The organism is Bacteroides muris (ex Afrizal et al. 2022) (assembly GCF_004793475.1).
GTDB classification, from domain to species: domain Bacteria; phylum Bacteroidota; class Bacteroidia; order Bacteroidales; family Bacteroidaceae; genus Bacteroides; species Bacteroides muris.
Map to the genome: position 1 here is coordinate 1 of NZ_SRYZ01000006.1, position 26,553 is coordinate 26,553.

At 43.3% G+C, this 26,553-nt stretch carries 23 protein-coding genes; 17 read left to right on the forward strand and 6 right to left on the reverse strand.

All coding sequences use genetic code 11. The annotated features are described in order from the left end of the window. Positions 1 to 158 precede the first annotated feature (158 nt). On the forward strand, positions 159 to 1,793 hold the full coding sequence (locus E5355_RS04300; RefSeq protein WP_136009317.1) for a DUF3352 domain-containing protein: 1,635 nt from the start codon (positions 159 to 161) through the stop codon (positions 1,791 to 1,793). 156 nt (positions 1,794 to 1,949) lie between these two features. Here the strand turns inward: E5355_RS04300 and E5355_RS04305 are convergent, their stop codons facing one another. Beyond that, complete coding sequence (locus tag E5355_RS04305) at positions 1,950 to 2,318, reverse strand: DUF3127 domain-containing protein (RefSeq protein ID WP_136009318.1); 369 nt, start codon at positions 2,316 to 2,318, stop codon at positions 1,950 to 1,952. A gap of 165 nt (positions 2,319 to 2,483) precedes the next feature. Between E5355_RS04305 and dnaN the strand changes: the two genes are divergently transcribed. The 7 genes from dnaN to E5355_RS04340 all read left to right on the forward strand — a co-directional run bounded on the left by dnaN (position 2,484) and on the right by E5355_RS04340 (position 10,519). Continuing rightward, a complete protein-coding gene (gene dnaN / locus E5355_RS04310) occupies positions 2,484 to 3,608 on the forward strand; it encodes a DNA polymerase III subunit beta (RefSeq protein WP_136009319.1) in 1,125 nt (374 codons plus the stop codon). Between the two features lie 137 nt (positions 3,609 to 3,745). Next, complete coding sequence (locus E5355_RS04315; RefSeq protein WP_136009320.1) at positions 3,746 to 4,516, forward strand: 3'-5' exonuclease; 771 nt, start codon at positions 3,746 to 3,748, stop codon at positions 4,514 to 4,516. Continuing rightward, complete coding sequence (gene coaBC, locus E5355_RS04320) at positions 4,517 to 5,746, forward strand: bifunctional phosphopantothenoylcysteine decarboxylase/phosphopantothenate--cysteine ligase CoaBC (protein WP_136009321.1); 1,230 nt, start codon at positions 4,517 to 4,519, stop codon at positions 5,744 to 5,746. Positions 5,747 to 5,779: 33 nt separating this feature from the next. Then, positions 5,780 to 7,450, forward strand: a complete 1,671-nt coding sequence (recN, locus tag E5355_RS04325) for a DNA repair protein RecN (RefSeq protein WP_136009322.1) — start codon at positions 5,780 to 5,782, stop codon at positions 7,448 to 7,450. A 26-nt stretch (positions 7,451 to 7,476) separates the two neighbouring features. Continuing rightward, positions 7,477 to 8,217 (forward strand): 23S rRNA (guanosine(2251)-2'-O)-methyltransferase RlmB, encoded by a 741-nt coding sequence (gene rlmB, locus E5355_RS04330; protein WP_136009323.1) that lies wholly within the window; start codon positions 7,477 to 7,479, stop codon positions 8,215 to 8,217. A 3-nt stretch (positions 8,218 to 8,220) separates the two neighbouring features. Next, positions 8,221 to 9,924, forward strand: a complete 1,704-nt coding sequence (locus E5355_RS04335; RefSeq protein ID WP_136009324.1) for a serine protease — start codon at positions 8,221 to 8,223, stop codon at positions 9,922 to 9,924. Between the two features lie 220 nt (positions 9,925 to 10,144). Further along, the gene (locus tag E5355_RS04340) at positions 10,145 to 10,519 is read left to right on the forward strand and encodes a RidA family protein (protein WP_005831379.1); all 375 of its coding nucleotides are present in this window, start codon (positions 10,145 to 10,147) and stop codon (positions 10,517 to 10,519) included. Here E5355_RS04340 and E5355_RS04345 read toward each other — a convergent pair. Further along, complete coding sequence (locus E5355_RS04345; protein WP_136009325.1) at positions 10,487 to 11,740, reverse strand: bifunctional folylpolyglutamate synthase/dihydrofolate synthase; 1,254 nt, start codon at positions 11,738 to 11,740, stop codon at positions 10,487 to 10,489. The two genes, E5355_RS04340 and E5355_RS04345, sit on opposite strands and share 33 nt — an antisense overlap. Positions 11,741 to 11,908: 168 nt before the next feature. Here E5355_RS04345 and E5355_RS04350 point away from each other — a divergent pair, with 168 nt between their 5' ends. Then, positions 11,909 to 13,234 carry a PhoH family protein gene (locus E5355_RS04350; protein ID WP_136009326.1) on the forward strand — a complete coding sequence of 442 codons (1,326 nt, stop codon included), beginning with the start codon at positions 11,909 to 11,911 and terminating at the stop codon, positions 13,232 to 13,234. Positions 13,235 to 13,417: 183 nt separating this feature from the next. Next, on the forward strand, positions 13,418 to 15,322 hold the full coding sequence (locus E5355_RS04355) for a polysaccharide biosynthesis protein (RefSeq protein ID WP_136009327.1): 1,905 nt from the start codon (positions 13,418 to 13,420) through the stop codon (positions 15,320 to 15,322). Between the two features lie 93 nt (positions 15,323 to 15,415). On the opposite strand, the gene E5355_RS04360 is transcribed toward E5355_RS04355, so the two are convergent. The 4 genes from E5355_RS04360 to E5355_RS19330 all read right to left on the reverse strand — a co-directional run bounded on the left by E5355_RS04360 (position 15,416) and on the right by E5355_RS19330 (position 18,257). Then, positions 15,416 to 16,393 carry a dihydroorotate dehydrogenase-like protein gene (locus tag E5355_RS04360; protein WP_136009328.1) on the reverse strand — a complete coding sequence of 326 codons (978 nt, stop codon included), beginning with the start codon at positions 16,391 to 16,393 and terminating at the stop codon, positions 15,416 to 15,418. 18 nt (positions 16,394 to 16,411) lie between these two features. Beyond that, on the reverse strand, positions 16,412 to 17,077 hold the full coding sequence (locus E5355_RS04365) for a YggS family pyridoxal phosphate-dependent enzyme (protein ID WP_136009329.1): 666 nt from the start codon (positions 17,075 to 17,077) through the stop codon (positions 16,412 to 16,414). A gap of 62 nt (positions 17,078 to 17,139) precedes the next feature. Further along, positions 17,140 to 17,604, reverse strand: coding sequence for a DUF4494 domain-containing protein (locus E5355_RS04370; protein WP_136009330.1), 465 nt, complete (start codon positions 17,602 to 17,604; stop codon positions 17,140 to 17,142). 485 nt (positions 17,605 to 18,089) lie between these two features. After that, positions 18,090 to 18,257, reverse strand: coding sequence for a hypothetical protein (locus E5355_RS19330; RefSeq protein WP_168354272.1), 168 nt, complete (start codon positions 18,255 to 18,257; stop codon positions 18,090 to 18,092). A 734-nt stretch (positions 18,258 to 18,991) separates the two neighbouring features. Between E5355_RS19330 and E5355_RS04375 the strand changes: the two genes are divergently transcribed. From E5355_RS04375 to wzx, 7 genes are all read left to right on the forward strand, one after another. Then, positions 18,992 to 19,528, forward strand: coding sequence for a UpxY family transcription antiterminator (locus E5355_RS04375; RefSeq protein WP_136009331.1), 537 nt, complete (start codon positions 18,992 to 18,994; stop codon positions 19,526 to 19,528). Positions 19,529 to 19,797: 269 nt separating this feature from the next. Next, complete coding sequence (locus tag E5355_RS04380) at positions 19,798 to 20,280, forward strand: UpxZ family transcription anti-terminator antagonist (RefSeq protein ID WP_136009332.1); 483 nt, start codon at positions 19,798 to 19,800, stop codon at positions 20,278 to 20,280. A 50-nt stretch (positions 20,281 to 20,330) separates the two neighbouring features. Continuing rightward, entirely contained in the window at positions 20,331 to 21,536 is a 1,206-nt protein-coding gene (gene wecC, locus E5355_RS04385; RefSeq protein WP_117588520.1) for a UDP-N-acetyl-D-mannosamine dehydrogenase, read from the forward strand. Positions 21,537 to 21,551: 15 nt separating this feature from the next. Beyond that, positions 21,552 to 22,700, forward strand: a complete 1,149-nt coding sequence (gene wecB / locus E5355_RS04390) for a non-hydrolyzing UDP-N-acetylglucosamine 2-epimerase (RefSeq protein ID WP_136009333.1) — start codon at positions 21,552 to 21,554, stop codon at positions 22,698 to 22,700. A 409-nt stretch (positions 22,701 to 23,109) separates the two neighbouring features. Next, on the forward strand, positions 23,110 to 23,754 hold the full coding sequence (locus tag E5355_RS04395; RefSeq protein ID WP_136009334.1) for a hypothetical protein: 645 nt from the start codon (positions 23,110 to 23,112) through the stop codon (positions 23,752 to 23,754). Beyond that, on the forward strand, positions 23,738 to 25,180 hold the full coding sequence (locus tag E5355_RS04400; RefSeq protein WP_117588523.1) for a hypothetical protein: 1,443 nt from the start codon (positions 23,738 to 23,740) through the stop codon (positions 25,178 to 25,180). Before E5355_RS04395 ends, E5355_RS04400 begins: the two co-directional genes overlap by 17 nt. 16 nt (positions 25,181 to 25,196) lie before the next feature. Beyond that, on the forward strand, positions 25,197 to 26,549 hold the full coding sequence (wzx, locus tag E5355_RS04405; protein ID WP_136009335.1) for an O-unit flippase-like protein: 1,353 nt from the start codon (positions 25,197 to 25,199) through the stop codon (positions 26,547 to 26,549). The last annotated feature ends 4 nt before the right edge of the window (positions 26,550 to 26,553 follow it).

Genomic DNA, 26,553 nt, shown 5'->3' on the forward strand with positions numbered 1-26,553 from the left:
AGATACAAAGATAGCGATTTTATCTGACATTCACAAATAGAATCACTGTTATTTTAATGATAATCAGAGGATTATTCTAAAATTGTTGCTGACCAACCTGATTGTATTCGATTCGCTGAATAGTTACTATTTTTGCCAAAAGTTGACGAATAAATGCCATGAAACTCCGACTCCTCATACAGATAGCTGTCGTTGTGTCCATAGTACTGCTATGTGCCGGTTTTGGCGTGTATTCTTTCCTGCGGTTGAATTCAGTGGAGAAACAGCAGGATTTCAATCTTTATACTTTGGTGCCGCAAGATGCCATAGCCATACTCGAAACCGACCGTATGGCAGATTTCGTGAAAGATATCAATGAACTGAATTGCAGCAAAGACAATCATTTTCTATATGTATCGGAGCTTTTCGTTTACTTGAAGAAGTATTTGTATACTTTGGTGGAGGATACTCCACATGGACTGAGTAAACAGATGAACAAGATGCTGATTAGCTTTCACGAGCCGGATACACCAATGAACCAAGTGTTGTATTGCAGTTTGGGTTCAGGTGATTATGAGTTGGTAGAGTCTTTTGTGGGGAAATACTGCTCCAGTTCGTTTCCTTCCAAGTATTTCGATTATAAGGGAGAGGAGATACGTATCTATCCTATGGCAGACGGTCGTTTCCTGGCTGCCTACTTCACTCCCGATTTCTTGGTTGTAAGTTTTCAGAAGCGTTTGATAGAGCATGTGATTGATGTGCGGCGGAGCAAAAAGTCCCTGATGCACCTCTCCTCTTTCCGTGTTATGCATGCGGGGAAGCACAACAATGTGGCTGCCACAGTCTATGTACGTATGAAAGGAGTGGATATGGGGAAACCTACGGACGGTATCCGTTCGCAGACGCGACTGGGCAGTTGGGCAGAGTTTGACATGAAGTTCAATGAAGATGCCATCTATTGCTCTGGCATCAGCCATGGGGCGGATTCCACACAGACGTTTATCAATGCCTTGCGGGTGCAACAGCCGGTGGAGGACGGATTTTCCGGGGCTCTGCTTCCTTCTTCCACTTTCTTTTACAATCGATGGGCAATGTCTGACAGAAATACCTGGTTTGGTTTCACTGCTAGTCAGGAGTATGCTAAGGCCACCTATTCAAATTATATCAAGCAGCACGACGAAGAGTGGATTGCTTACTTGAATGAGCATGCGGGCGAAAGTGTGATGTCTTGCTTGTTTCAGCCGAAAGACATGTTGTGTAAGCTGCCTTGCGCCGTGATGTGTATTCCTCTCAAGGATGAGTTGGCGGCAGAACGTGGCTTGCAGTCTCTGCTTTACAGTACTCCCAAGGAAGAGGATGCTCCGTTTATGCCGAAGGTGGTTTCAAATAATTCGTTGTATCCCAAAGCAAGGAGATTCCTTAAATATGTGCTGCCCCGTAATACGCTGCTCACCCAGTTGACGGGTATCACAGAGTCTGCCCTTTATACCTTTGCCTGCTTCTATCGGGGTAACCTGTTGCTGGCTCCCGATGCACTGAGCCTTTCGGCCTATATTGAGGCGGTGGAGAGCGGAGATGTGCTAGACGGAACGCCGATGTACGAAGAGGGTATCGGCAGCCTTTCACCCATATATAATTTTGTGATGATGGCGGATATGGAGATGATGCTGAGTCAGCCGGAAACGTATGTACGTCTGATACCGAACTTTTTCTTCCGCCAATCCAACTTCTTTCGTAACTTCATGCTTGCAATACAGTTCACTTGTACAGAAGGAGTGGTTTATCCGAATATAGTATTGCTTTATAAAGGGTGATTAGTCAGATATACTATAGAGTGTTGAGAGATAATAAGCACAAGGGAAGTCAAAATACGCATTCACCACAGAATTCACAGATTAGCACATTTCTTTATTAATTCTAAAGCAATCTGCGTTAATTTGTGCAATCTGTGGTGAATTATGACATTATTCTTAGAATGGCAGGTCATCCTTTGCATCTCCTGCGAGGAATTCCGGTGCAGCAGTGGGAGCCGGCGGCGGAACGGGAGCGCCCGGTGTGGGTGCGGCAGTGCTTACACGTTCTACTTTCCATGCACGAATACTATTGAACCAACGGTCTTGCCATTGGCGTGCGTCTACATCAAAAGATACTGTCAACTCTTCGCCCATCTGAATATTAAACTGTTCGATTTTGTCCGCTCCAAAAACGTCAAAACACATTTTACGCGGATATTGGCCATGATCTTCAATCACATATTCTTGTGATTTCCATTCGTTACCTGACCTAGAAACTCCGCCTCTGGGCTGGAGTATAGCGATGATTTTTCCTGTAAATTCCATTGTTCTCTTTTTAAATGATGCGGCGAAGTTACGATTTTTTAGGAATATGAGACGAATATTCGGCTGTTTTTTCTTTGTATTTCTTTGTTGTAGGGAATTCTTTTTTTAACTTTGTCCGTCTGTTTGAGACACTAGCAAAATAAAAAACTTAAATATACAGAAGATATGAAATTTATCGTTTCGAGTACTGCGCTTTCCAGTCATTTACAGGCTATCAGCCGCGTGATTAATTCGAAGAATGCGCTGCCTATTTTGGATTGTTTCCTCTTTGAGCTGCAAGACGGAACCTTGTCTGCCACTGTTTCTGATAGTGAAACGACGATGGTCACTACAGTGGAAGTGAATGAAAGTGATATGGACGGCCGTTTTGCCGTCACAGCCAAAACTCTTTTGGACGCTTTGAAGGAAATTCCCGAACAACCGTTGACTTTTGAAATCAATACGGATTCCCTTGAAATCACGGTACAGTATCAGAACGGTAAATACAGCTTGATGGGTCAGAATGCAGACGAGTTTCCGCAGTCTGCCATGTTGGGTGACAATGCCGTACGTGTGGAAATGGATGCACAAGTGTTGCTGGGTGGTATCAACCGTGCTGTGTTTGCCACGGCTGATGACGAACTTCGTCCCGTGATGAACGGTATCTATTTCGATATCACAACGGAGGATATCACGATGGTTGCATCAGACGGTCATAAGCTGGTGCGTTGCAAGACACTGGCTGCCAAGGGCAACGAGCGTGCCGCCTTTATCCTGCCCAAGAAGCCGGCTTCGCTGATGAAGAACCTGCTACCGAAGGAACAAGGCATGGTGACTATTGAGTTCGACGAACGCAACGCTGTGTTCACACTCGAAAGCTACCGCATGGTGTGCCGCCTTATTGAAGGGAGATATCCTAACTACAATTCTGTGATTCCGCAGAACAATCCTTATAAGGTGACGGTAGATCGCCTGCAACTGCTTGGTGCTTTGCGTCGTGTGTCCATCTTCTCTTCGCAGGCAAGCAGCCTTATCAAGTTGCGCATGAAGGAGAACCAGATTGTCATCTCTGCACAGGACATCGACTTCTCTACATCGGCTGAAGAAACACTGGTTTGCCAGTATGCGGGCAATCTGATGAGCATCGGTTTCAAGTCCACTTTCCTGATTGACATTCTGAATAATATTTCTGCCGATGAAATTGTTATCGAACTGGCAGATCCTTCACGTGCAGGTGTCATCATCCCGGTAGAGCAGGAAGAGAACGAAGACTTGCTGATGTTGCTGATGCCGATGATGCTGAATGACTGATGAATATTACAATCGGATTATGAGTTACGAGCTACAAGTGGCTGCGCAATTATGCCGCACGGTACTTGTAGCTCGTGGCTTGTAATTCAAACTTATAATTTATAGCTCATAGCCAGAGCTTATAAAACGAAAAAACAATGAAATTGAATCTGAAAAATCCGATAGTCTTTTTTGATTTGGAGACTACGGGTACCAATATCAATTCAGACCGAATTGTCGAAATCTGTTACCTAAAGGTATATCCCAACGGGAATGAGGAGTCCAAAACCATGCGTATCAATCCCGAAATGCCCATTCCTGCCGAAGCATCTGCCGTTCATGGCATCTACGATGCCGATATAGCTGACTGCCCCACATTCAAGGAAGTGGCGCGCAATATTGCCAATGACATTGAAGGATGCGACTTGGCTGGCTTCAACTCCAACCGTTTTGATATCCCTGTTCTGGCGGAAGAGTTCCTTCGTGCCGGTGTGGACATTGACATGAGCCGCCGCAAGTTTGTGGACGTGCAGGTCATTTTCCACAAGATGGAGCAACGCACGTTGTCTGCCGCCTATAAATTCTATTGTGGCAAGAATCTGGAAGATGCTCATACGGCAGAGGCCGACACACGTGCCACTTACGAGGTGCTGATGTCGCAGTTGGACCGTTATCCGGAGTTGCAGAATGACGTGGCTTTCCTTGCCGACTATTCCAGCTTCAACAAGAATGTGGACTTTGCGGGCCGTATGGTCTACGATGAAAAAGGGGTGGAAGTATTCAATTTCGGCAAGTATAAGGGTATGTCGGTATCCGATGTTCTGAAACGTGATCCCGGCTATTACAGCTGGATTTTGAACAGTGATTTTACTTTGAATACCAAAGCTACGCTGACTAGAATACGTCTGCGTGAAATAACTCAGAAATAAATGGCAAATATACTGAAAGGGAAGAAAATAGTATTAGGCATTACGGGCAGCATTGCCGCCTATAAAGCATGCTATATTATTCGCGGACTGATTAAGCGTGGTGCAGAGGTGCAGGTGGTCATTACATCTGCCGGTAAGGAATTCATTACCCCCATCACGCTCTCTGCCCTCACCGGTAAACCGGTCATCAGTGAGTTCTTTGCACAGCGCGATGGCACCTGGAACAGCCATGTGGACTTGGGGTTGTGGGCAGATGCCATGCTGATTGCTCCGGCAACGGCTTCTACCATTGGTAAGATGGCAAATGGTGTGGCAGACAATATGCTGATTACTACTTATCTCTCTGCCAAAGCTCCGGTATTTGTGGCACCTGCCATGGACTTGGATATGTACGCCCATCCTTCCACCCAAAAGAATCTGGATATACTCCGCTCTTATGGAAACCATATTATAGAACCCGCTACGGGAGAACTCGCCAGCCATCTGGTGGGGAAAGGCCGTATGGAGGAGCCGGAGAATATCATCTGCCATCTGGAGATGTACTTTGCTGCCAAAGAGGGAGACCTGATGGGTAAGACAGTGATGATAACCGCAGGGCCTACTTATGAGAAGATAGACCCGGTGCGCTTCATCGGCAACTATTCTTCCGGTAAGATGGGATTTGCCTTGGCAGACGAATGCGCTGCAAGGGGAGCCAAGGTGATACTGATTACCGGTCCGGTACAGCAGACCACTTACTTTCCGATGTACCAATACCATGTGGTAGAGTCGGCGCGGGAGATGTTCGATGCTGCATCCGCAGCCTTCGTCCATGCCGATGTCGCCATCTTGACAGCTGCTGTGGCAGACTATACTCCCGAACAAGTTGCTGATGAGAAAATCAAACGCGAAAAGACCGGGGAGATGAGTTTGAACTTGAAGCCTACCCGTGACATAGCTGCTTTCTTAGGTAATCTGAAGAACGATACGGCGTCCCGTCGACGTCTTCTCGTAGGCTTTGCCCTTGAGACTCATAACGAGCAGATGAATGCGGAAGACAAGCTCAACCGCAAGAATCTGGACTTCATCGTGCTGAACTCCTTGAACGACAAGGGGGCTGGTTTTCGTTGCGATACCAATAAAATCAGTATTATAGATTGCCATGGAAAGACGGACTACCCATTGAAGTCCAAGGCTGAAGTGGCTGCCGACATCGTGGACCGTCTGGTGAAGGAATTGACTTTGAAATAGTAAATAGTAAATTTTCCAATCGTAAATATCCTTATGTTGCGTTCGCTTTACATACAGAATTATGCACTTATTGAAAAGCTCGATATCAGCTTCAGTAGCGGTTTCTCGGTGATAACGGGTGAGACCGGTGCTGGAAAATCCATTATTCTAGGTGCCATCGGTCTGCTACTGGGGCAGCGTGCCGACGTGAAGGCCATTCGTGTGGGAGCATCTAAGTGCATCATCGAGGCCCGTTTTGATATTTCCGCTTACAGTATGCAGCTCTTTTTTGAGGAGAATGAGCTGGAGTACGAGGAAGAATGCATCTTGCGTCGCGAGGTGTCCGCTTCGGGCAAGAGCAGGGCATTCATCAATGATACACCTGCTTCATTGGCTCAGATGAAGGAATTGGGAGAGTTACTGATTGACGTGCATTCCCAGCATCAGAACCTTTTGCTGAACAAGGAGGGATTTCAGTTGAATGTACTAGACATCCTGTCGCATAATGAAGAGGCCTTGTCTGCTTATCAGAATATCTTCGGAGAGTGGAAGGAGGCACAGCAGGATTTGGAAGCCCTTGTTGCCCGTGCCAACCAAGACAAGTCAGACGAAGACTATATTCGTTTCCAACTGGAACAGTTGGAAGAGGCACACTTGTCTGTCGGTGAGCAAGAGGAGCTGGAGCAAGAGGCAGATACGCTGAGCCATGCGGAAGAGATAAAGGCCGGACTCTATCGGGTAGGGCAGACGCTCTACTCGGATGAAGGCGGCTTGTTGTCCGGGTTGAAGGAATGCTTGAATACAATGCTCGGCTTGCAGAGGGTTTATCCGGTTGCCGGAGAACTTGCCGAACGCATGGAAAGCACTTATATCGAGCTGAAGGATATTTCGCAGGAAGTGTCGGGTAAGGAGGATGAAATAGAATTCAACCCCGAACGTCTGGAGGAAGTAAACGAACGTCTGAATCTGATTTATACGCTCCAACAGAAGCATCGCGTTGCTACTGTCGGCGAACTTCTGACGCTGACGGATGAGTATACCGCGAAACTCTCCGCCATTACTTCGTCCGACGAGCGCATTGAGGAGCTGAAAGCGCGTTGTGACGCTTTATATAATAAGGTGAAAAAGCAGGCTGTCGTCCTCACCAAGGCGCGTATTGCCGCTGCTTGCGAAGTGGAGAAGCAGATGGCTGCGCGGCTGATTCCGTTGGGCATGCCCAATGTCCGTTTTCAAGTAGAGATAGGTGTCCGCAAGGAGCCGGGCATACATGGGGCGGATACTGTGAACTTCTTGTTCTCTGCGAATAAGAACGGGGCATTGCAAAGCATCTCCTCTGTAGCTTCGGGTGGTGAAATAGCCCGCGTCATGCTCTCCATTAAAGCAATGATAGCTGGTGCTGTCAAGCTCCCCACCATTGTATTCGACGAAATAGATACCGGAGTTTCCGGCGAGATAGCTGACCGCATGGCAGATATCATGCAGGAGATGGGTGAGCAGGACCGCCAGGTAATCAGCATCACCCATCTGCCTCAGATTGCTGCCCGCGGACGCGCCCATTACAAGGTGTACAAGCAGGACAACGAGACGGAAACAAACAGCCATATCCGTCGTTTGACCGACGACGAACGGGTGGAAGAAATAGCCCACATGTTGAGTGGCGCTAAGTTGACCGAAGCAGCATTGAATAATGCTAGGGCGTTGATGGAAGTAGCAAATAGTAAATAGTAAATTGTTAAATAGTAAATAACTACATGGTTGATAACAGTGAAATGATTTTCGGCATCCGTGCCGTGATTGAAGCCATTCAGGCAGGAAAAGAGATAGACAAGATATTGGTAAAGAAGGACATTCAGAGTGATTTGTCAAAAGAGTTGTTTGCTGTCTTGAAAGGGACTTTGATACCGGTACAGCGCGTTCCGTTGGAACGCATCAACCGCGTGACGCGTAAGAATCACCAGGGAGTAATTGCTTTCATCTCTTCAGTTACTTACCAGAAGACGGAAGATCTGGTACCCTTCCTTTTCGAGCAAGGCAAGAATCCTCTGTTTGTGATGCTTGATGGCATCACGGATGTCCGTAATTTCGGTGCCATTGCCCGTACTTGCGAGTGCGCGGCGGTAGATGCCGTGATTATCCCTGCACGGAACAGTGTGTCTGTCAACGCAGATGCCATGAAAACCTCGGCAGGAGCTTTGCACACCCTGCCCGTTTGCCGCGAACACAGCCTGAAAGAGACCTTGCAATTCCTCAAGAACAGTGGCTTTCATATTGTGGCGGCCACAGAGAAGGGCGATTATGACTATACCAAAGCCGACTATACCGGTCCGATGTGCATCATTATGGGTGCCGAAGACAAAGGGGTGTCCTATGACAACCTGGCGTTGTGTGACGAGTGGGTGAAGATTCCTATGTTGGGAACTATCGAGTCCCTCAATGTTTCCGTTGCGGCCGGTATTTTGATTTATGAAGCGGTGAAACAAAGAACCAACTAAGATATGAAAAAGAAACTGCTGTTAATGCTCACTCTCTGTTTATTGGCTCAGTGGAGTGTGGCGCAAGCCCCGAAGTGGGTAGACAAAGCCAAACGTGCCGTTTTCTCGGTGGTGACCTACGACCGGAACGATAAAATACTGAATACCGGAAACGGTTTTTTTGTCACTGAAGATGGTGTTGCACTTTCTGACTATACCTTGTTCAAAGGCGCCCAACGTGCCGTTGTGGTGGGCTCGGACGGGGCTCAGATGCCGGTGGAGGCCATTATGGGAGCCGATGACATGTACGATGTTGTCAAGTTCCGTGTCGGTATTTCTGGAAAGAAAGTCACGGCACTCACTTTGGCTGCTGTGGCTCCGGCTGTCGGTGCGGATGTATATCTGCTACCTTATTCCACCCAGAAGGACCGTTCCTTCACTGCCGGGAAAGTAAAGGAGGCTGATAAGATTTCCGGTAATTATTCCTATTATACGCTTGATATGCGTCTGAAGGACAAGATGGTGAGTTGTCCGCTGATGACTATGGACGGGCAAGTCTTCGGTCTGGCGCAGAAGTCCTCTGGACAAGATACGGCTACCATCTGCTATGCCATCGATGCCAATTTTGCCATGTCGCAGAATATATCCGCATTGTCTTATGGAGATATGTCATTGAAGGGTATCGGTATCAAGAAGGCGTTGCCCGATACCGAAGAACAGGCTTTGGTGTTCCTTTACATGGCTTCTTCCCAATTGTCTCCGGAGAAGTATATGGAGGTTCTGAACGATTTCATTGCACAATATCCTGCCAGTGCCGACGGTTATCTGCGCCGTGCTTCCCAGCATCTGTTCATGTCCCGTGAAGATGATTCCATGGATAAGGTTGCCACAGACGTAGACAAGGCTTTGGAAGTTGCCGCAAAGAAGGATGATGTATATTACAACCGGGCTAAGATAATCTATAATTATGTATTGGGTAAGCCCGAAAAGACCTATAAGGACTGGTCGCTCGACAAGGCTCTGGACGAAGTACGGAAAGCAATAGCCATTGACGAACTTCCGGTTTATGTCCAGTTGGAGGGTGACATCCAGTTTGCTAAGCAGGACTATCCGTCGGCGTTTGCCAGCTATGATAAAGTGAACAAGACTGTTCTGGTATCTCCGGCTACCTTTTTCAGCGCTGCCAAGACCAAAGAACTGATGCAGGCGCCTGCCGAAGAGGTACTGGCTCTGATGGACAGCTGTGTGACCCGTTTTACTCAGCCCTATACGGAGGAAGCCGCCCCTTACTTACTGGAGCGTGCACAAGCCCGTATGAATGCAGGCCAGGCGCGCAATGCCATGCTGGATTATGACGCCTATTACAATGCCGTGAACGGTAAGGTGAACGACATGTTCTACTATTACCGTGAGCAGGCTGCCTTGAAGGCCAAGCAGTATCAGCGTGCGCTTGATGATATGGCGAAGGCTATCGAGTTGAATCCGGAGGATTTGACTTACCGTGCCGAACTGGCAGTGGTGAATCTTCGCGTGGGACGCTACGAAGAGGCGTTGAATGTGTTGAAGGTTGCCTTGGAGAAAGATCCCCAATATGCTGAGGGCTATCGTCTGATGGGCATTGCCCAGCTGCAGATGAAGAAGGACAAGGAAGCTTGTGCCAGCTTTGCCAAGGCAAAGGAATTGGGAGACCCCAATGTGGATGCCTTGATTGAGAAGCATTGCAAGTAAAAGGAGGAGATAGAATAAAGGCTCTGCTAAAGCAGAGCCTCTGTTTTGGGGAACTCCCCAAGTTAAATGAGTTAAGTCTAGGTATAATAGGTTATGAGTGAAATTGCGTTATTCTATCTATAAAATGCGTGGATTTCCGGAATACTGCATATGCTTCGTTTTTTTTGTTTCAAAAAAGGAAAGTAGATTCGATTATTAATAAAAATAAACTTTGACAATTATGAAGAAAGTGATTTGCAGCCAAAAGGCACCGGGTGCCATAGGCCCTTATAGTCAGGCTATTGAGGCCGGTGGAATGGTATTTGTATCAGGTCAGTTGCCCATTGACGCAGCTACCGGAGTGATGGCTGAAGGTGCGGAGGCGCAGGCCCGCCAATCTTTGGAGAATATAAAGCATATCCTGGAAGAGGCAGGGTTAGGTATGGCGAATATTGTGAAGACTACCGTTTTCCTGGCAGACATGTCCTTGTTTGCTGATATGAATAAGGTATATGCCACCTATTTTGACGGTGCTTTTCCGGCACGTTCGGCTGTTGCTGTGAAGGCATTGCCCAAAGACGCCTTAGTAGAGATTGAGTGCATTGCGGTTCGCTAACAAGTCGGCCACAATAAAACTGCTGCCTCCCACGAAGATGAAGTCTTCCGGGAGGCTTTTTTCTTGTGCGGCCCGCACGGCGGTGGGTACGTCAGGATAGCAATGCCCTTCCAGACCTGCTGCTTCGGCAAGCTCCTGCAGTTTGTTTTCGGGCAGTGCCCGCTTCACGCTGGCTTTGGTGAAGTAGTAGGTCGCTTCTCGGGGCAGCAAGGCCAGTACCCCCCGTATATCCTTGTCATTCACCATGCCTATGACGATGTGCAGCTGGCGGTAAGCCTGCTGTTTCAGTTGTTCTGTAATGTAGGTGATGCCTCCTACATTGTGCCCGGTGTCACAAATCAGGGTGGGCGATTCGTGCAGTTTTTGCCAGCGTCCCATCAAGCCCGTCAGTTCCGTTACATGGGCAAAGCCGCTACGCACCGCTTGTCCGTCCAGCCGGTAGCCGGCTTCTTTCAGCAGCGGGAGGGAGGTAAGTACAGTCCGGGCATTTTTCTGTTGGTAGAGCCCTTTCAGTTCGTATTCTATTCCGGGATAGTCCTCACGGTCATTTTCCTCGGCAAAGTAGATGGGAGCGCCCGTTGTCTGTGCTTTTTCCAGAAACACCGGTCTCGTTTCGGGAGTGGTCTCACCGATTACAACGGGGATATTGCTTTTAATGATTCCTGCCTTCTCTCCTGCGATTTTTGCCAGGGTACTCCCCAGGAATTGAGTATGGTCAAAACTGATGTTGGTGATGATGCATACATCCGGACGGATGATATTGGTACAGTCCAGTCGTCCGCCTAGTCCCACCTCGATTACGGCTACATCCACCTTCTCATCGGCAAAGTAGCGGAAGGCCATGGCAGTGGTCAGTTCAAAGAAGGAGGGATGGAGGGGCTCGAAGAAGCCACGTTCCTGCTCTACAAAACGGATGACATACTCCTCGGGTATAGGCTGTCCGTTAATCCGGATGCGTTCCCGGAAATCCACCAGATGGGGCGAGGTATATAGTCCGACCCTATATCCCGCCTCTTGCAGTATGGCGGCAAGTGTATGCGAGCAAGACCCCTTTCCATTGGTTCCGGCCACATGAATGCTCCTGAAGCTGCGGTGGGGATGTCCGAAGTGTGCGTCCAGAGTCAGTGTGTTTTCCAACCCTTCCTTGTATGCTGAGCCGCCCACTTGCTGAAACATGGGTGTACTGTTATATAAGTAAGTTAAAGTGTCCTGATAATCCATCTTTTATAATATTTAACGGAGAAGCAATCCTTTCTCCCTATTAATTTGTTATCTTTAAAAGCAACAAAGATAATGCAAACCGAAAGCAATCAAGCTTGCTTGAAATCGCTTGCAGGGTAGCTTGTCTTAAGTTTGTGCAAAGGTATTAACAATTTAAATCTAACGTGTATGGGAGCTAAAAAAAATTTTGTGATTGATACGAATGTGATTCTTCACGATTATAACTGTCTGAAAAATTTTCAAGAGAACGACATTTATCTTCCCATCGTAGTCCTTGAAGAATTGGACAAATTCAAGAAAGGCAATGAACAGATTAATTTCAATGCCCGTGAGTTTGTCCGTGAGCTTGATTTGATTACTGATGACAATCTGTTCACCAAAGGAGCGCCATTGGGAGAGGGTTTGGGCCGCCTGTTTGTGGTGGCAGGCATGGTGGACTCTCCTCGGGTACGTGATTCCTTTCCCGAACGCATTCCCGACCATCAGATTCTGTCGGTGGCGGACTGGCTTTCCACTCAAAAGCCCCAAATGAAAACCATCCTTGTTACGAAAGACGTGAATCTGCGCATGAAAGCGCGTTCCATCGGTCTGCTGTGTGAGGACTACATTAATGATAAGGTAATCAATGTGGATATATTCGAAAAGTCGAATGAAGTGTTCGAGGGCATTGAACCTGCGCTGATAGACCGCATTTACTCCTCCAAAGAGGGACTGGACATTAACGAGTTCGATTTTAAGGACATCATTCGTCCCAATGAATGCTTTGTGTTGAAGAGTGACCGCAGCAGTGTGCTTGCACGTTATAATCCCTTTACCCATTCGATTTGCCGGGTCAACAAGACTAAGAACTATGGGATTGAACCGCGCAATGCCGAGCAGAGTTTTGCTTTTGAGGTGCTGAACGACCCGAACATCAAGCTGGTTGCCCTGACCGGTAAGGCGGGAACCGGCAAGACCCTGCTGGCACTGGCCGCCGCATTGGGTAAACTTACCGACTACAAGCAGATTCTTCTGGCACGTCCCATCGTGGCTCTATCCAATAAGGACCTTGGATTCCTTCCCGGTGATGCCAATGAGAAAGTGGCTCCTTACATGCAGCCTTTGTTCGATAATTTGAATGTAATCAAGCATCAGTTCGCTACCAATTCCTCCGAAGTGAAACGTTTGGAGGATATGCAAAAAAGTGAACAATTGGTTATCGAGGCATTAGCCTTTATCCGCGGGCGCAGCTTGAGCGAGACGTACTGTATTATTGATGAAGCCCAGAATCTGACCCCACATGAGATTAAGACTATCATCACTCGTGCTGGCGAAGGCACAAAAATGGTGTTTACCGGTGATATTCAGCAGATAGACCAACCCTATCTGGACAGTCAGTCCAACGGGCTTGTCTATATGATAGACCGTATGAGAGAACAGAATTTGTTTGCTCATGTTAATCTGGTGAAAGGAGAACGTAGCCAGTTGAGCGAATTGGCAAGTAACTTAATGTAACGAATCCGTATTTTTCGAGATAAAACTATTTTTATCCCGCTTTCCGACTGCTAAAACGGGGGGAGGCGGGATGATTTCTTTATGGACGATAAATATTGTTATAACATTTTTTTATCGATTTATTGTCTGTTTTGATTAAAATAGTGTATCTTTGCTGAATCTAAAACAAAACTGTCAAATGAAATGAAGCAAACATTTTTTCATCGGTATCTTTCCGCAAAAGTGCTTCCGATATGGACTATTCTATTAATTGATGTGTTTATTATCGTCATATCCTGCATATTGGCCTATGCTCTCCGATATGATTTCCGAAGTATCTTTTTGGAACCTTCTACCATTGACAAGACTGTTCTGTGGACGGTAGTTGTCAATCTTATTTTCTTTCGCGTTTTCCGCACGTATTCTAATGTATTGCGCTTTTCTTCCTTTGTGGATATTTTGCGCATTTTTGTGGCATTGACGGTTTCTTATGCGCTGTTGATGATAATGAGTGTCTTGACGGCAAGCTATTTGGAATTCCGCTTGGCTCCAATCAGTGTGCTGTTCATGTCCTATATCATCAATTTTGCCATGATGGCATGTTCTCGTGTAGTTGTCAAAACTGTTTTCGAGGCGCTGAACTTCGACGGTACTCACAGTGCCAACGTGTTTATTTACGGTGCCAAGGAAGCCGGGGTCAACATTGCCAAGGCATTGCGCGTCAATCTGCGCAACCATTATCGCCTGCGCGGATTCATTGCGGACGAACCTGAGCTTATCAATAAGGTGATGATGGGTGTCAAGGTGTTCCCCAACGATGATACGCTGATTGATGTGCTGAACGACCGTGATGTGCAGACCATCATCATTTCTCCTGCCAAGATGGAGGAACTGAAGAAGTCCGACATGGCTGACCGCCTGCTGGTGCACAACATCAAACTGATGACCGCACCCCCTTTGAGCGAGTGGAACGGCCAGGCGCTGAGCCCCACGCAGCTGAAGGAAATCCAGATTGAGGACCTGCTTCAGCGCAATCCCATTGAGATAGATATCCATAAGGTTGCCTCTCATCTGGAGGGCAAGCGTGTGATGATTACGGGCGCCGCCGGTTCCATCGGCAGCGAAATCATGCGTCAGGTGGCTTCGTTCAATCCCTATAAGCTTATTTTAGTAGACCAGGCCGAGACTCCTCTGCACGACATCCGTCTGGAACTTCAGGATCGTTGGCGCGACATCGATACCGAGACCATCATAGCCGACATCTCCAATGCTACGCGTATGGAGGACATCTTCAGGGAGTTCAAGCCCCAGTATATTTTCCATGCGGCCGCCTACAAGCATGTTCCGATGATGGAGGACAACGTTTCCGAGTCCATCCAGGTGAACGTATTCGGTACGCGCACCATGGCCGATCTTGCTGTGAAATACGGTGCAGAGAAGTTTGTGATGATTTCTACGGACAAGGCTGTCAACCCTACCAACGTGATGGGTTGTTCCAAGCGTATCTGCGAGATTTATGTGCAGTCTCTTGCGAAGAAGTTGCAGAAGGAGGGAGGCCGTGCCACTCAGTTCATCACTACGCGTTTCGGTAATGTTCTGGGTTCCAACGGTTCTGTCATTCCCCGTTTCCGCGACCAGATTCAGCGTGGTGGTCCGGTGACGGTGACCCATCCTGAGATAATCCGTTACTTCATGACCATTCCCGAGGCTTGCCGTCTTGTTCTTGAGGCCGGCAGTATGGGCAACGGCGGTGAAATCTATATCTTTGACATGGGTAAGCCGGTGAAGATTGTAGACCTTGCCAAGCGTATGATTAGCCTTTCCGGTCGCACAGATGTGAAGATTGAGTTTACCGGTCTCCGCCACGGTGAAAAGCTTTATGAGGAACTCCTCAATGTGAAGGAGCTCACAAAACCCACCCATCATGAAAAGATAATGATTGCCACGGTACGTGAGTATGACTATGACGAGGTGAAGGAGCGTATCCAGAAGTTGATTGATGTAAGTTATACTTATGACCAGATGAAAATTGTTGCTGCTATGAAGAATATTGTTCCGGAGTTCGTGAGCAAGAATTCATGCTTTGAGGTACTGGATAAGAAGGAATAGAAAGATAAGATATAGTATAAAATGAAAGGGTGATAACATCGTTGTAGTGTTATCACCCTTTCATTTTTATTGTCTTCTTGTCACCCTTTTGCCTCATTCATGTGAAGAGAAGTACTTTAGGAACTGGGTACGCTCGAAGGTATTGACTCCCTTCGGGTCGTTTACGTTCAGAATACCTTTGAATTGGCCGATGGTTTCCATGCCTTTGCAGTCCATCCACGCGTTGAGGAAACGGACATACTCCTCGATGAGGGTTGCCGAATTCTGATAAAGCACACTGCATATCTCTACAGCCGAAGCACCTGCCAATATTGCTTTGACCACACCTTCGGGTGAGTGGATGCCACCGGAAGCTGCATAATCGAGCTTGTTTACGGCTGCCGAAGCGATGCCTATCCAGCGCAGGGCTTTGGACAAATCAGATTCATTGCTGAATACATTGCCTGATACTTGTATCATTTTCTCAATATTGATGTCCGGCTGATAGAAACGGTTGAACAGCACTACTGCAGCGGCACCGTTGGCGTACAGCTGGTCTATCAGGGCTATTGGGTTGGTCAGGTTGTCGCCCAGTTTCATGATGACAGGTATCTTGACCGTCTTCTTGATGTGGCTCAGAATGTCGATGTGGCGCTGCTCGAAGGTTCCGTACGTATACTGTACATCCGTCTGCAGGGCAAGAATATTGATTTCCAGTGCATCTGCACCGGCCTCCTCTATTTTTGCGGCAAATTCCACCCAGTCAGCATTCTGATAGCAGTTGATGCTGGCTATGATGGGGATATTGCAAACCTTTTTGCTTTCCTTAATCAAGTTCAGATATTCACCCAGCTTATGTTCGCGGATATATCCTACAAGATAGTCACTGCCTTCGGGGTACATGTTCGGGTCTCCCATCCAGTCAGCCTCCATCATGATTTGCTCTTCAAAGAGTGATTTTAGCACAATGGCACCTGCGCCGGCTTCAGATAGTTTTTGGTTCTTGGCGGCACTGTCTGTTAGTCCGGAGCTGCTGACAATAATGGGGTTTTTGAGTTTCAACCCTGCAAAAGTAGTTTCTAATGTTGCCATGATAATGATCTTTTATGGTTAATAGTTTCTTTCTCCAAAAATTTTGCTTCCTACGCGTATCAAGGTGCTTCCGGTTGCAATGGCCTCGTGGTAGTCGTGAGACATCCCCATGGACAGTTCCCGGAATGATTCTGCATCAGCAAACCATTTGGCTTTCACTTCATTGAAGAAGCTGCTTAAAGAACAAAACTCTGTTCTGATTTGTTCGTCATTGTCCGTATTTGTGGCCATGCCCATCAATCCGCATATCCGGATATGCTTGAGCTCTCTCCACTCACCGGCCGCCAGCATTTCCCGGCATTCGTCAAAGCTGAATCCAAATTTGGTCTCTTCCCGTGCAATGTGCAACTGCAGAAGGCAGTTGACGGTTTTTCCGGCTTTGACAGCCTGCTTGTCCACTTCGGCCAACAGCTTGTAGGAGTCTATGCCATGAATCAGCGCTACGTAAGGAACAATATATTTTATCTTGTTTGTTTGCAGATGCCCGATGAAATGCCATTCTATGTCTTTGGGCAGACTTTCGTATTTGGCGGTCATTTCCTGCACTTTGCTTTCTCCGAACACACGCTGGCCGGCACGATACGCTTCTTCTATCGCCTCATTGGGGTGAAATTTGGAAACAGCCACCAACCGTACCTTTTCAGGCAGTTCGCTCAGTATTTGTTTTAAATTCTCTGCAATCATCGTTTTGGGGGTTAATGCGGCAATGTGCCAATGTGTATATTAGCACATTGGCACATTGCGAGTTACACTTCCGGTTTGTCGTCGGGCTCTGCACTATACGGATATACATCCATCAGGGCAGTTTCCGCTACAGATGCTATCTGGTAGTCGGCCATTGTGCCCTTCATGCCCTCATCCAGTTTTTTCACTGCATCACGCAGGTCGGCTGCCTGCACCAATACCTGGGTAGAGGTTTTCTTTTCCGCACCGCTTTTCTCATCCAGTGTGATGAATACCAGTTTACATTTAAACCAGCGGTCGGCAGCTTCCTCCTCGCTGGGGAACAATTCGCTATAGTTGGCGCGTTTGATGTCCGATACGGTAAATTCTCCCGAAATGAACGGTGTCATCTCTTCGATGATACGTGCTTCCGCTTCCGTAAAGCTGAGGGCATCCACCAGATATGGTTCTGTTACCTTCTTATTCATTCCATTTTCCATTGTTTTCTCGTAACGGATCTTACATTCAAACCATGTATGCATTGCCATAATTTTCTGTTTTTAATTATTGATTTATTGTTAGTTAAGTTGCTTTATGCGTGCTTGCACCCGCAAAAAGCAACGCAAAGATATAAAAAGTCAAGCGCAGAAACAAGCATTAGCTTGATTATGCTGAGACATAGTTTTTTTCGCTGGGAGAGTCGGGGATGATACGTATGGGTATAAAATCTGTGTTTGTAACACTTGTTATATTTTAAGTCTTTGTGTTGCACCTTTTTTAAGATTTGTGACTGTTGCCGAAGTATAAATTGGCATCTGTGGAAAGGAGAGTCGGATTTGAGAAGTAAATATCGTGTTTGCAGGAAGTTAATATCCTGCCGACACGATATTTGTTTTTTGTATCACACGTTGTTAATATCCTGCATGACATGATATTAATTTATGTTTCGTAAGTACAGATTCTCAGAGGTAGAGGCATAAAATTACTCAGAGCCGATGCCGGTACACAAAATTATTCCTTTTTCTCTCGGATATCAAAGACTTGTCTCTGTGCGGCTGTCACCGATGGTGTCTCTCAGATTCTTCTTGACTTCGCCATCGTCGGAGAGATGGTAAAGCGGGCTGTACACCGGGGTATAAAGTTCAGCTATGTATTGGCAGACAGTTGGTTTACGAATAAGGAGATTGTCCGGTTTATCCATAGCCGCCACGTCAGATGTCGTTGGCTCGGCATGATAAGGTAGGCAAGAACGGCAAGACAAAACACGATGCCGAACACGGCGACCTTACGTCCCATGTGCTTATAAAATTCGGCAAGAAGCTCAGGTTGCAGAAGTATAGCAGAAAGCTCAAATGCAACTGCATCATGTTTGACCCACGTTCGAAGGTGTACCGGTAAGAATTTTTCGTGTGCGAAGGACTCAGCATGGCAAATGGAACAGATTGCTTATAACTGACACCAAAATGGATTTCTTCAAGGCGTGGAAAATATATTCCAGACGATGGGCTGAAATCAGCAAATTGAACTTGTGAAGCTTGAGTAAGATTATATATTGGGAATGGCGAGGTGTTTTTTAAACGTTCGTTTAATGAACGCAAAGATAAGCTGTATTTTTTGAACTAACAAAATGTTTAATAAAAATATTTTCAAAACAGCTTTTATCTTATTTCAATATATTGAATTACAATAGCATACACCTAATATTTTAAATATTAAAGTTCTGTTCCTTTTCAATTTTTAAGTCTTTGCTTCTTTTCTTGAAAACAGGCGTTCATTAAACGAACGTTTATTGGACACTTCTATGAGTCTAATATCTTCTTTAATAGCCTATTATCATTGCAAAAGTGTACAATACGGTTTGGGTGGGAAAATGTCTCGTTCAAACCGCGAAGCGCACCCGCAACTGAGCTAATTCATTCGAAAGAAAAATCCTAAGTGGCTGAACAACAGAAGTATTGGTTTGCGGCTCGCACCCGTGATAAGCAAGAATTCACAGTCCGGAAATCTTTAGACCGACTTAAATCGGAAGAGCATTTGGACCTTGACTATTACCTTCCTACGCGCTTTGTGGTTTCTCAATTGAAGTATCGTCGTAAACGTAGTGAAGTTCCGGTAATTCGTAATCTGGTATTTGTTCATTCCACCAAACAGACGGCCTGCGATATTTCCAACATTTATAATGTCCCTCTTTTTTATATGAAGGACCTTTCCACGCATTCCATGCTGGTGGTGCCGGATAAGCAGATGGAGGACTTTATGTTCGTGATGGATTTGAATCCTGACGGTGTCAGCCTTGATAGCGAAATGCTTACTGTCGGGCATAAAGTAAAGGTTATCAAAGGAGAACTTAGCGGCATTGAAGGTGAGGTTGCCGTCGAAGCCAATAAAACATATGTTGTAATCCGCATCAAAGACCTTTTGACGGCAAGTGTCAAGGTTCCCAAATCCTATCTGAAAATCATAAAAGATTAATAATCACATTCAACTTGCTTATTATCAATTTATAGCAGCTTTGCAAACTCTTCATCAGCAATAAAGCGTTACTTTATCTGCGATAAAGCAGTACTTTAATGCTAATAAAGCAGTACTTTAACGCGTATAAAGCGGCACTTTAGTATCGATAAAAAAGTATAAAGCAGAAAGATTCTGTCTTTCAGAGCATTGCTGTTACCACATTGCAGCAACAGGCAAGTGATGAACAATTCCTGATTCACACAAATAATAGAAAACTTAATATAAAGATGAATTCTTTACTTTCCCGTGCTCTTGAGCTTCAACGTGTTGCTCATGAGTTGATGTATCTTGGCATGGACGGTACTCCCGTCTATTCCGATACGTTTTGTCGATTGAACAAGGAGGTGCTTGTTCAGTCCGATTCCCTTTTTCCCGTTCAAGGTTCCGATGTTGAAGAGGAGGCGAATTTGTGCCTGGCTCTTTTGATGGGGTATAATGCCACTATCTATGATGATGGAGATAAAGAGCAAAAGAAACAGGTTGCCTTGAATCGTGCTTGTCAGGTTTTGAGTCGGCTTCCGGCTTCTTTGCTCAAAGTCCGTTTGCTAGCTTATATGTATGGTGAGGTTTATGAGGAATCTTTGCTTCAGGAAGCTCATGCTATTATAGATGGTTGGGGTAAGGAAGTCATGACAGCAGAGCAAGTGGAGTTAGTGAAGGAGTTGAGGAATATTGAGGAGAATCCGTATCCGTTTGAGGAAGTGGAATAGGATTTGGGTGTGATAAGGAAATCATAAAAAAATAGATAACTTTTATTGATATGAAAGCATGTTTTATGGGGTTGGGCTATATTGGCCTGCCTACTGCGATTATTGCTGCTAAACACGGAATTCAGATTATCGGGGTTGATATTAATCCCAAAGTTGTAGAAATGACTAATCAGGGTAAGTTGCATATCATTGAGCCAGGTATGCAGGAGCTTCTTCAAGAAGTCGTTACTACCGGTCAGTTGAAGGCTTCTACAACTCCGGAAGTGAGTGATGCCTATTTTATGGTGGTGCCTACTCCTTTTAAGGGAAATCATGAGCCTGATATTTCTTACGTGGAAGCTGCTACCCGTGCCGTAATACCTTTGTTGAAAGAGGGAGATTTGTATGTCATAGAATCTACATCACCGGTAGGTACTACTGATAAAATGTGTGATTTGATATTTGGATTACGTCCGGAATTGAGAGATAAAATTTATATTGCTTATTGTCCGGAGCGTGTTCTTCCAGGGAACGTCATTTATGAGTTAGTTCATAATGATCGAGTTATTGGCGGTCTGAATGAAGCTTCTACAGATAAGGCCATTGAGTTTTATAGTAGGTTTGTACAAGGAACACTCCATCGCACTAATTGTAAAACGGCAGAAATGTGTAAACTGACAGAAAACTCCTCCCGTGATGTACAGATAGCTTTTGCCAATGAACTCTCTCTGATTTGTGACAAAGCAGGAATCAATGTCTGGGAATTGATAAACTTGGCGAACAAACATCCTCGTGTGAATATCCTTCAACCAGGTTGTGGTGTTGGAGGACATTGTATAGCGGTTGATCCTTATTTCATTACGGCAGAATTTCCTATGGAATCTAAAATCATATCTACCGCTCGCGAAATCAATAACTATAAAGCATTCTGGTGTGCAGAGAAAGTGCAGAATGCCATGTTGAAGTTTGAATTGGAATATCATCGTAAACCTATCATTGCCATGATGGGACTGGCCTTTAAACCCGATATTGATGATTTGCGTGAAGCTCCTGCCAAGTATATTACTACCAAAGTGATGCAAAGCTGTAATAATGCGGATATATTAGTCGTGGAACCTAATGTGCAGGAGCACAACGTGTTTAAACTTACGGACTATAAAGAAGCCTATGAGAAGGCTGATATAGTCGTTTTTCTGGTTGCTCATTCTGTATTTAAATCTTTGCCACATAATGACCGGAAAGTAATTCTTGATTTTTGCGGAATCTATAAGAAATAATTAATCCCCTATAGCATGAAGAAAATTATGTTGGTTTTCGGGACTCGTCCCGAAGCCATAAAGATGGCTCCCCTGGTGAAAGAATTTCAGAAATATCCGGAGGAGTTCAAGACAATCGTATGCGTTACCGGTCAACATCGCGAAATGCTTGATCAAGTGTTACATATATTTGATATTACTCCTGACTATGATTTGAATATTATGAAACAAGGGCAGGATTTATATGATGTGACAGCCCGTGTTTTGACGGGGATGCGGGATGTCTTGAAAGAGGCACAGCCGGATGTTGTTTTGGTTCATGGTGATACAACCACTTCTACGGCTTCGGCATTGGCTGCTTTTTATCAGCAGATTCCGGTGGGGCATGTAGAGGCGGGACTTCGTACTCATAATATTTATAGTCCTTGGCCAGAGGAGATGAATCGGCTGATAACAGGACGCATTGCTACTTATCATTTTTCTCCCACACCGTTAAGCCGACAGAATCTGTTGGATGAAGGGGTAAAGGAATCTTCTATTATTGTGACCGGAAATACGGTAATAGATGCACTCTACATGGTTGTAGATAAGATAAAGAGCGATAAGAAACTTGATGAAGAATTGGAAGGTGTTTTGAGAACTTCCGGTTATGACATTAACCGTTTGCAGGATGGAAAGAGATTAGTTTTGATAACAGGTCATCGTCGTGAAAATTTCGGTGACGGATTCATGTCTATGTGTAAGGCTATTCAGGCTCTTACAAAACGATATCCCGATGTTGACTTTGTTTATCCGATGCATTTGAATCCCAATGTTCGCAAACCCATTCATGAAGTATTTGGTGAGGATTTATCCAATTTAGGAAATATGTTTTTTATAGAGCCTTTGGAGTATCTCTCTTTTGTTTATCTGATGGAGAAATCTACTATTGTTCTGACAGACAGTGGTGGTATTCAGGAAGAAGCTCCCGGGATTGGCAAGCCGGTACTTGTGATGCGTGATACGACGGAACGTCCGGAGGCATTGGAAGCTGGTACGGTGAAGTTGGTGGGAACAAATTATGATAAGATTGTAGGTGAAGTTTCCGCTTTGTTGGATGATGAAGCGCGTTATGAAAGAATGAGTAAGGCGGTGAATCCTTATGGGGACGGAAAGGCTTGCGGAAGAATAACTTCTTTTTTATAATTTTTGTATGAGGCTTTTAATCGCTGATACGATATTCCCAAAGGGACATTGTTGCTTGAATAAACATTTATTGGAAATATTACTTCGAAATGAGAAAATAGCAGAAGTAAAACTCATAGATTATCAAGATTATTATGCGAACCATTCCAATAAAGTGACAAGTTATAATGTCTCTTTCCTTTTTAAAAGTAAAAATGCCTATCTAAATTATATTTGTCAATTCTTAAACTCGATATTAATAGTATTTCTGTGTTTAAGAATACGCTATGATAAGGTGTTTTTTTTTACGTTTGATACACTGTCTTTTACTTTCTTACGTTTAGTTATTTGTAAACCCATATATTTGTTCCATCATAATAATACAGATCATTTACTGAATAAATATAAGCGCAAGATTTTCAAAACGTATATGAATAAAGTAAACCATGTAGTATTTGCGGATTTTATAAAAGACTATTTAGTAAGTATTGGTGTAAGCGCAAACCGGATTTTTGTAATATCACATCCATTGCCAGATCTTTCTTTTACATCAAAAATGCAAAATACTAATGGACCAAATATGTATATAGCATTAGGACATGCAAATGATGAAAATATCATTCATGATTTGATAGAGTATGAGAAGCAAAAACATTGTTTAGAAAGAAACAATATTCATCTTGTTTTGAGAACGCAGAACTCATTTAATGAGTTACCATTATCTATAAATATAGTGACAGGTTTTTTGGCAGAAGAGCATTATATAGATTATTATAGAAAGGCGAAAGGGGTTTTAATCCTTTATCCAGATTATTTTAAATATCGATTTTCTGGTGTTTTGTTGGATGCTTTGGTTGCGAAGAAAAAAGTTATAGGGAGAAATATTCCTATTGTAAGGTATTATGCACAAAGATATCCTTCTTGTTGTTCCTTTTTTGAAGGGGTTGATGATTTAATGAAGAAAATACTTTTAGATAATATAGCTCTAAATGTAAATGAAGAAGTCTATACTTCTTTTTTGAGTGCACATTCAGATCAAGTAATAACATCTCAATTGAATGAAATTTTGTTATAAAAATGGAATATTGGATTGGCGTATTGTAGTATTAGTGTTTTTGCTATACTTGCTACATGCACTAACGGTAAAAATATTAGTTGTTGCTTCTATTATAGCTATTTGTGAAAGCGGTATATTATTATTTTTAGCATTGAAACGCAGACTTGATTTATATCTTTATACATTAGTTATCATATTGGCAACCACGTTTGAGTTTCCAATGTTTGTAGATGAATCATTGAAGTTCGTTCCATCAATAATAATGCTTCCTTTAATAAGTGGTTATTTTTTCTTATTATTATCTCTATGGCCTTTGCCTAAAATGTTAGGTAATGGTTCTATTTGGAAAACTATTTCTAAAAAATTTCCTTTTTTATTTAGTTTTGTATCTATAACGCTGGTTTTAGGAATTGTAATGGGAGTATTGTCCTTGTTTACAGATAGTACATCAAAAACATTTCATTTTTCCTTTTTTGTAAAAGATTTAATGATTCTTGGGGTATTTAATGTGTATGCATTATATTTCATGTATTCATCTTTGATTTATCCTCAATTTAAGCAGAAACTGGAATTAATAATATTTTCAGTATTAGTGGCTATGGTATTGGCAGCTTTATTTGTTTCATTAGTTGGAGCTAAGGGATTTTATGGTACAAATGAAATAATGTTAATGCCTTTGTCTTTTTTCTTTTCTACTACTATAGTCTTTTTTCTTTTTTATAAGAAATATAGTAATAATCATTTTGTATTGCTAATATTTTTGTCATGTATTACTTTTTTTATGCAATTTGCTTACTCTAATGCTTTAGGTGGTAAATCTTGGTTAGTTTTTTTTCTGATATTAATGACTTGCTTAATATTTTGGTATAAAAGAGCCAAGTTAAAATTGATATTAGGAAGTATAGTTGTATTTTTATTGTTTCCTTTTTTATTGAATATTGTTGAGAAGAAAACTGATGGAGACTCTTTATCTTCATCTAAATTGGTTCAGGCTTTGTCTTTAGTTTCTGTTGTTGATGTTGATTGGTATACCAATTTGCCCCTTTCGCCTAAAATACGTATTGAGGAATTGCTGAATACTAATTTAGAATTTGTGAAGCATCCTTCGTTTGCATTATTTGGAAAAGGATTTGGAGGAGGGCATCAAGACTATCGTTATGCATATGGTGGTTATAATCCTGCGGCTTTTTCTTTAGAAGAATACAATAATGAATATTTTATTAGAATGCATGAATCAGTGAATACTATTTTTCTAAAATTTGGTTTGTTGGGGCTAGTCTTGAGTGGAACCTTATTATTCCGGCATTGCCTTGTTTGTAATAAATCACCGTGGCTTGTTCTTGGCTGTTTATGGTTTGTCTTTTTCTGGGGGTATTCTTCTTCATTGATGTCTATAGGATTATCATCGTTGTTTATAGGGATAGAAGATGTTAGAGATAAATAGCTAAAAAGAGTATTTTATGAACTGCAATAAGAATCTTTTATGGAATTATATCGGTTATGGAAGCTCTTTGTCTATAAATATATTTTTATTACCTATTATCTTGCAGTATTTAAGTGGGGAAGAGCTTGGATTATGGTATGTTTTTATGAGTGTTGGAACTTTTGTAACAATGGTTGATTTTGGTTTCTCTCCTCAAATTGCTCGTTTTGTTACTTATGCATATGCAGGCGCTGATTCTCTTAAGAAAAGCGGAATTGTATCAGCAGTCCATACCGAAATGAATGCTGAACTATTATTGAAATTATTGATAGCATCTCGTAGGTTGTATTTATTTCTATCTTTATTTGTTTTTATTTTATTAATAACTGTAGGCTCTTATTATGTTACTGTAATTAGTAAGACTTTGCCTTATAGGCAGGTGTTATGTTCTTGGATTATTTTTTCTATAGCGTCATTCATAAATATATTGTATGGTTATTATCACGCTTTTTTTCGAGGGATAGGTGATTTTATTAGTATTAATAAAGCAATGCTGCTTTCTAAATGTACGCAAATTATTTTTGCTTATATAGGTTTGTATTTGGGATATGGACTTTTTGCAGTAGCTTTTTCTTTTTTTCTTTCAGGCGTATGCTTACGTATATATTTAGGAATTGCATTAAGTAAATTTGAAAAGGAAAGTTTTGGAACGCAGCAAAAAAATGTATTTGACATTGGAATTTTGGATGTTATCTGGCATAATTCTTGGAGAGAGGGTATTGTAATGATCTCACGTTATCTTATTATCCAGTCTAATACAATTTTATGTTCTTTATATATTGATTTATCTGAAACGGCTGCTTATGCACTAGCAATACAAATTTTGACTATAATTTCATCAGTTTCATTGATTTATTTTACTACTAATTTACCAAAATTGAATGCAGCGCAAGTTACGAGAGATGTAAAATTGAGAAATAGACTCTTGTTTAAAACATGGTTTATATATGTTGTCAGTTATATAATGATGTTATTATTACTTTTTATTATAGGAATCCCTATAATTGAGTATATAAAGCCTAATGTAATGTTGGGAAATTCATTGTTGTTGTTTGTTTCTTTATATGTATTTTTGGAATCTAATCAATCTTTGTTTGTTTCATATATTTCTACTTCTAATAAACTTCCATATGTTTTTCCTTACTTGATTTCTGCAATAAGTGGGGTAGGATTAGCTATAGTACTATTGGAATATACAGATTGGGGAATATGGGGAATTCTTATTGCTCATTTTGTAGTGCAGTTATGTTATAATAATTGGAAATGGCCTTGTTATGCAATAAAAGAATCTAACATAAAGATTTCAAATGCTTGTGAATTGTTATATTGATTGT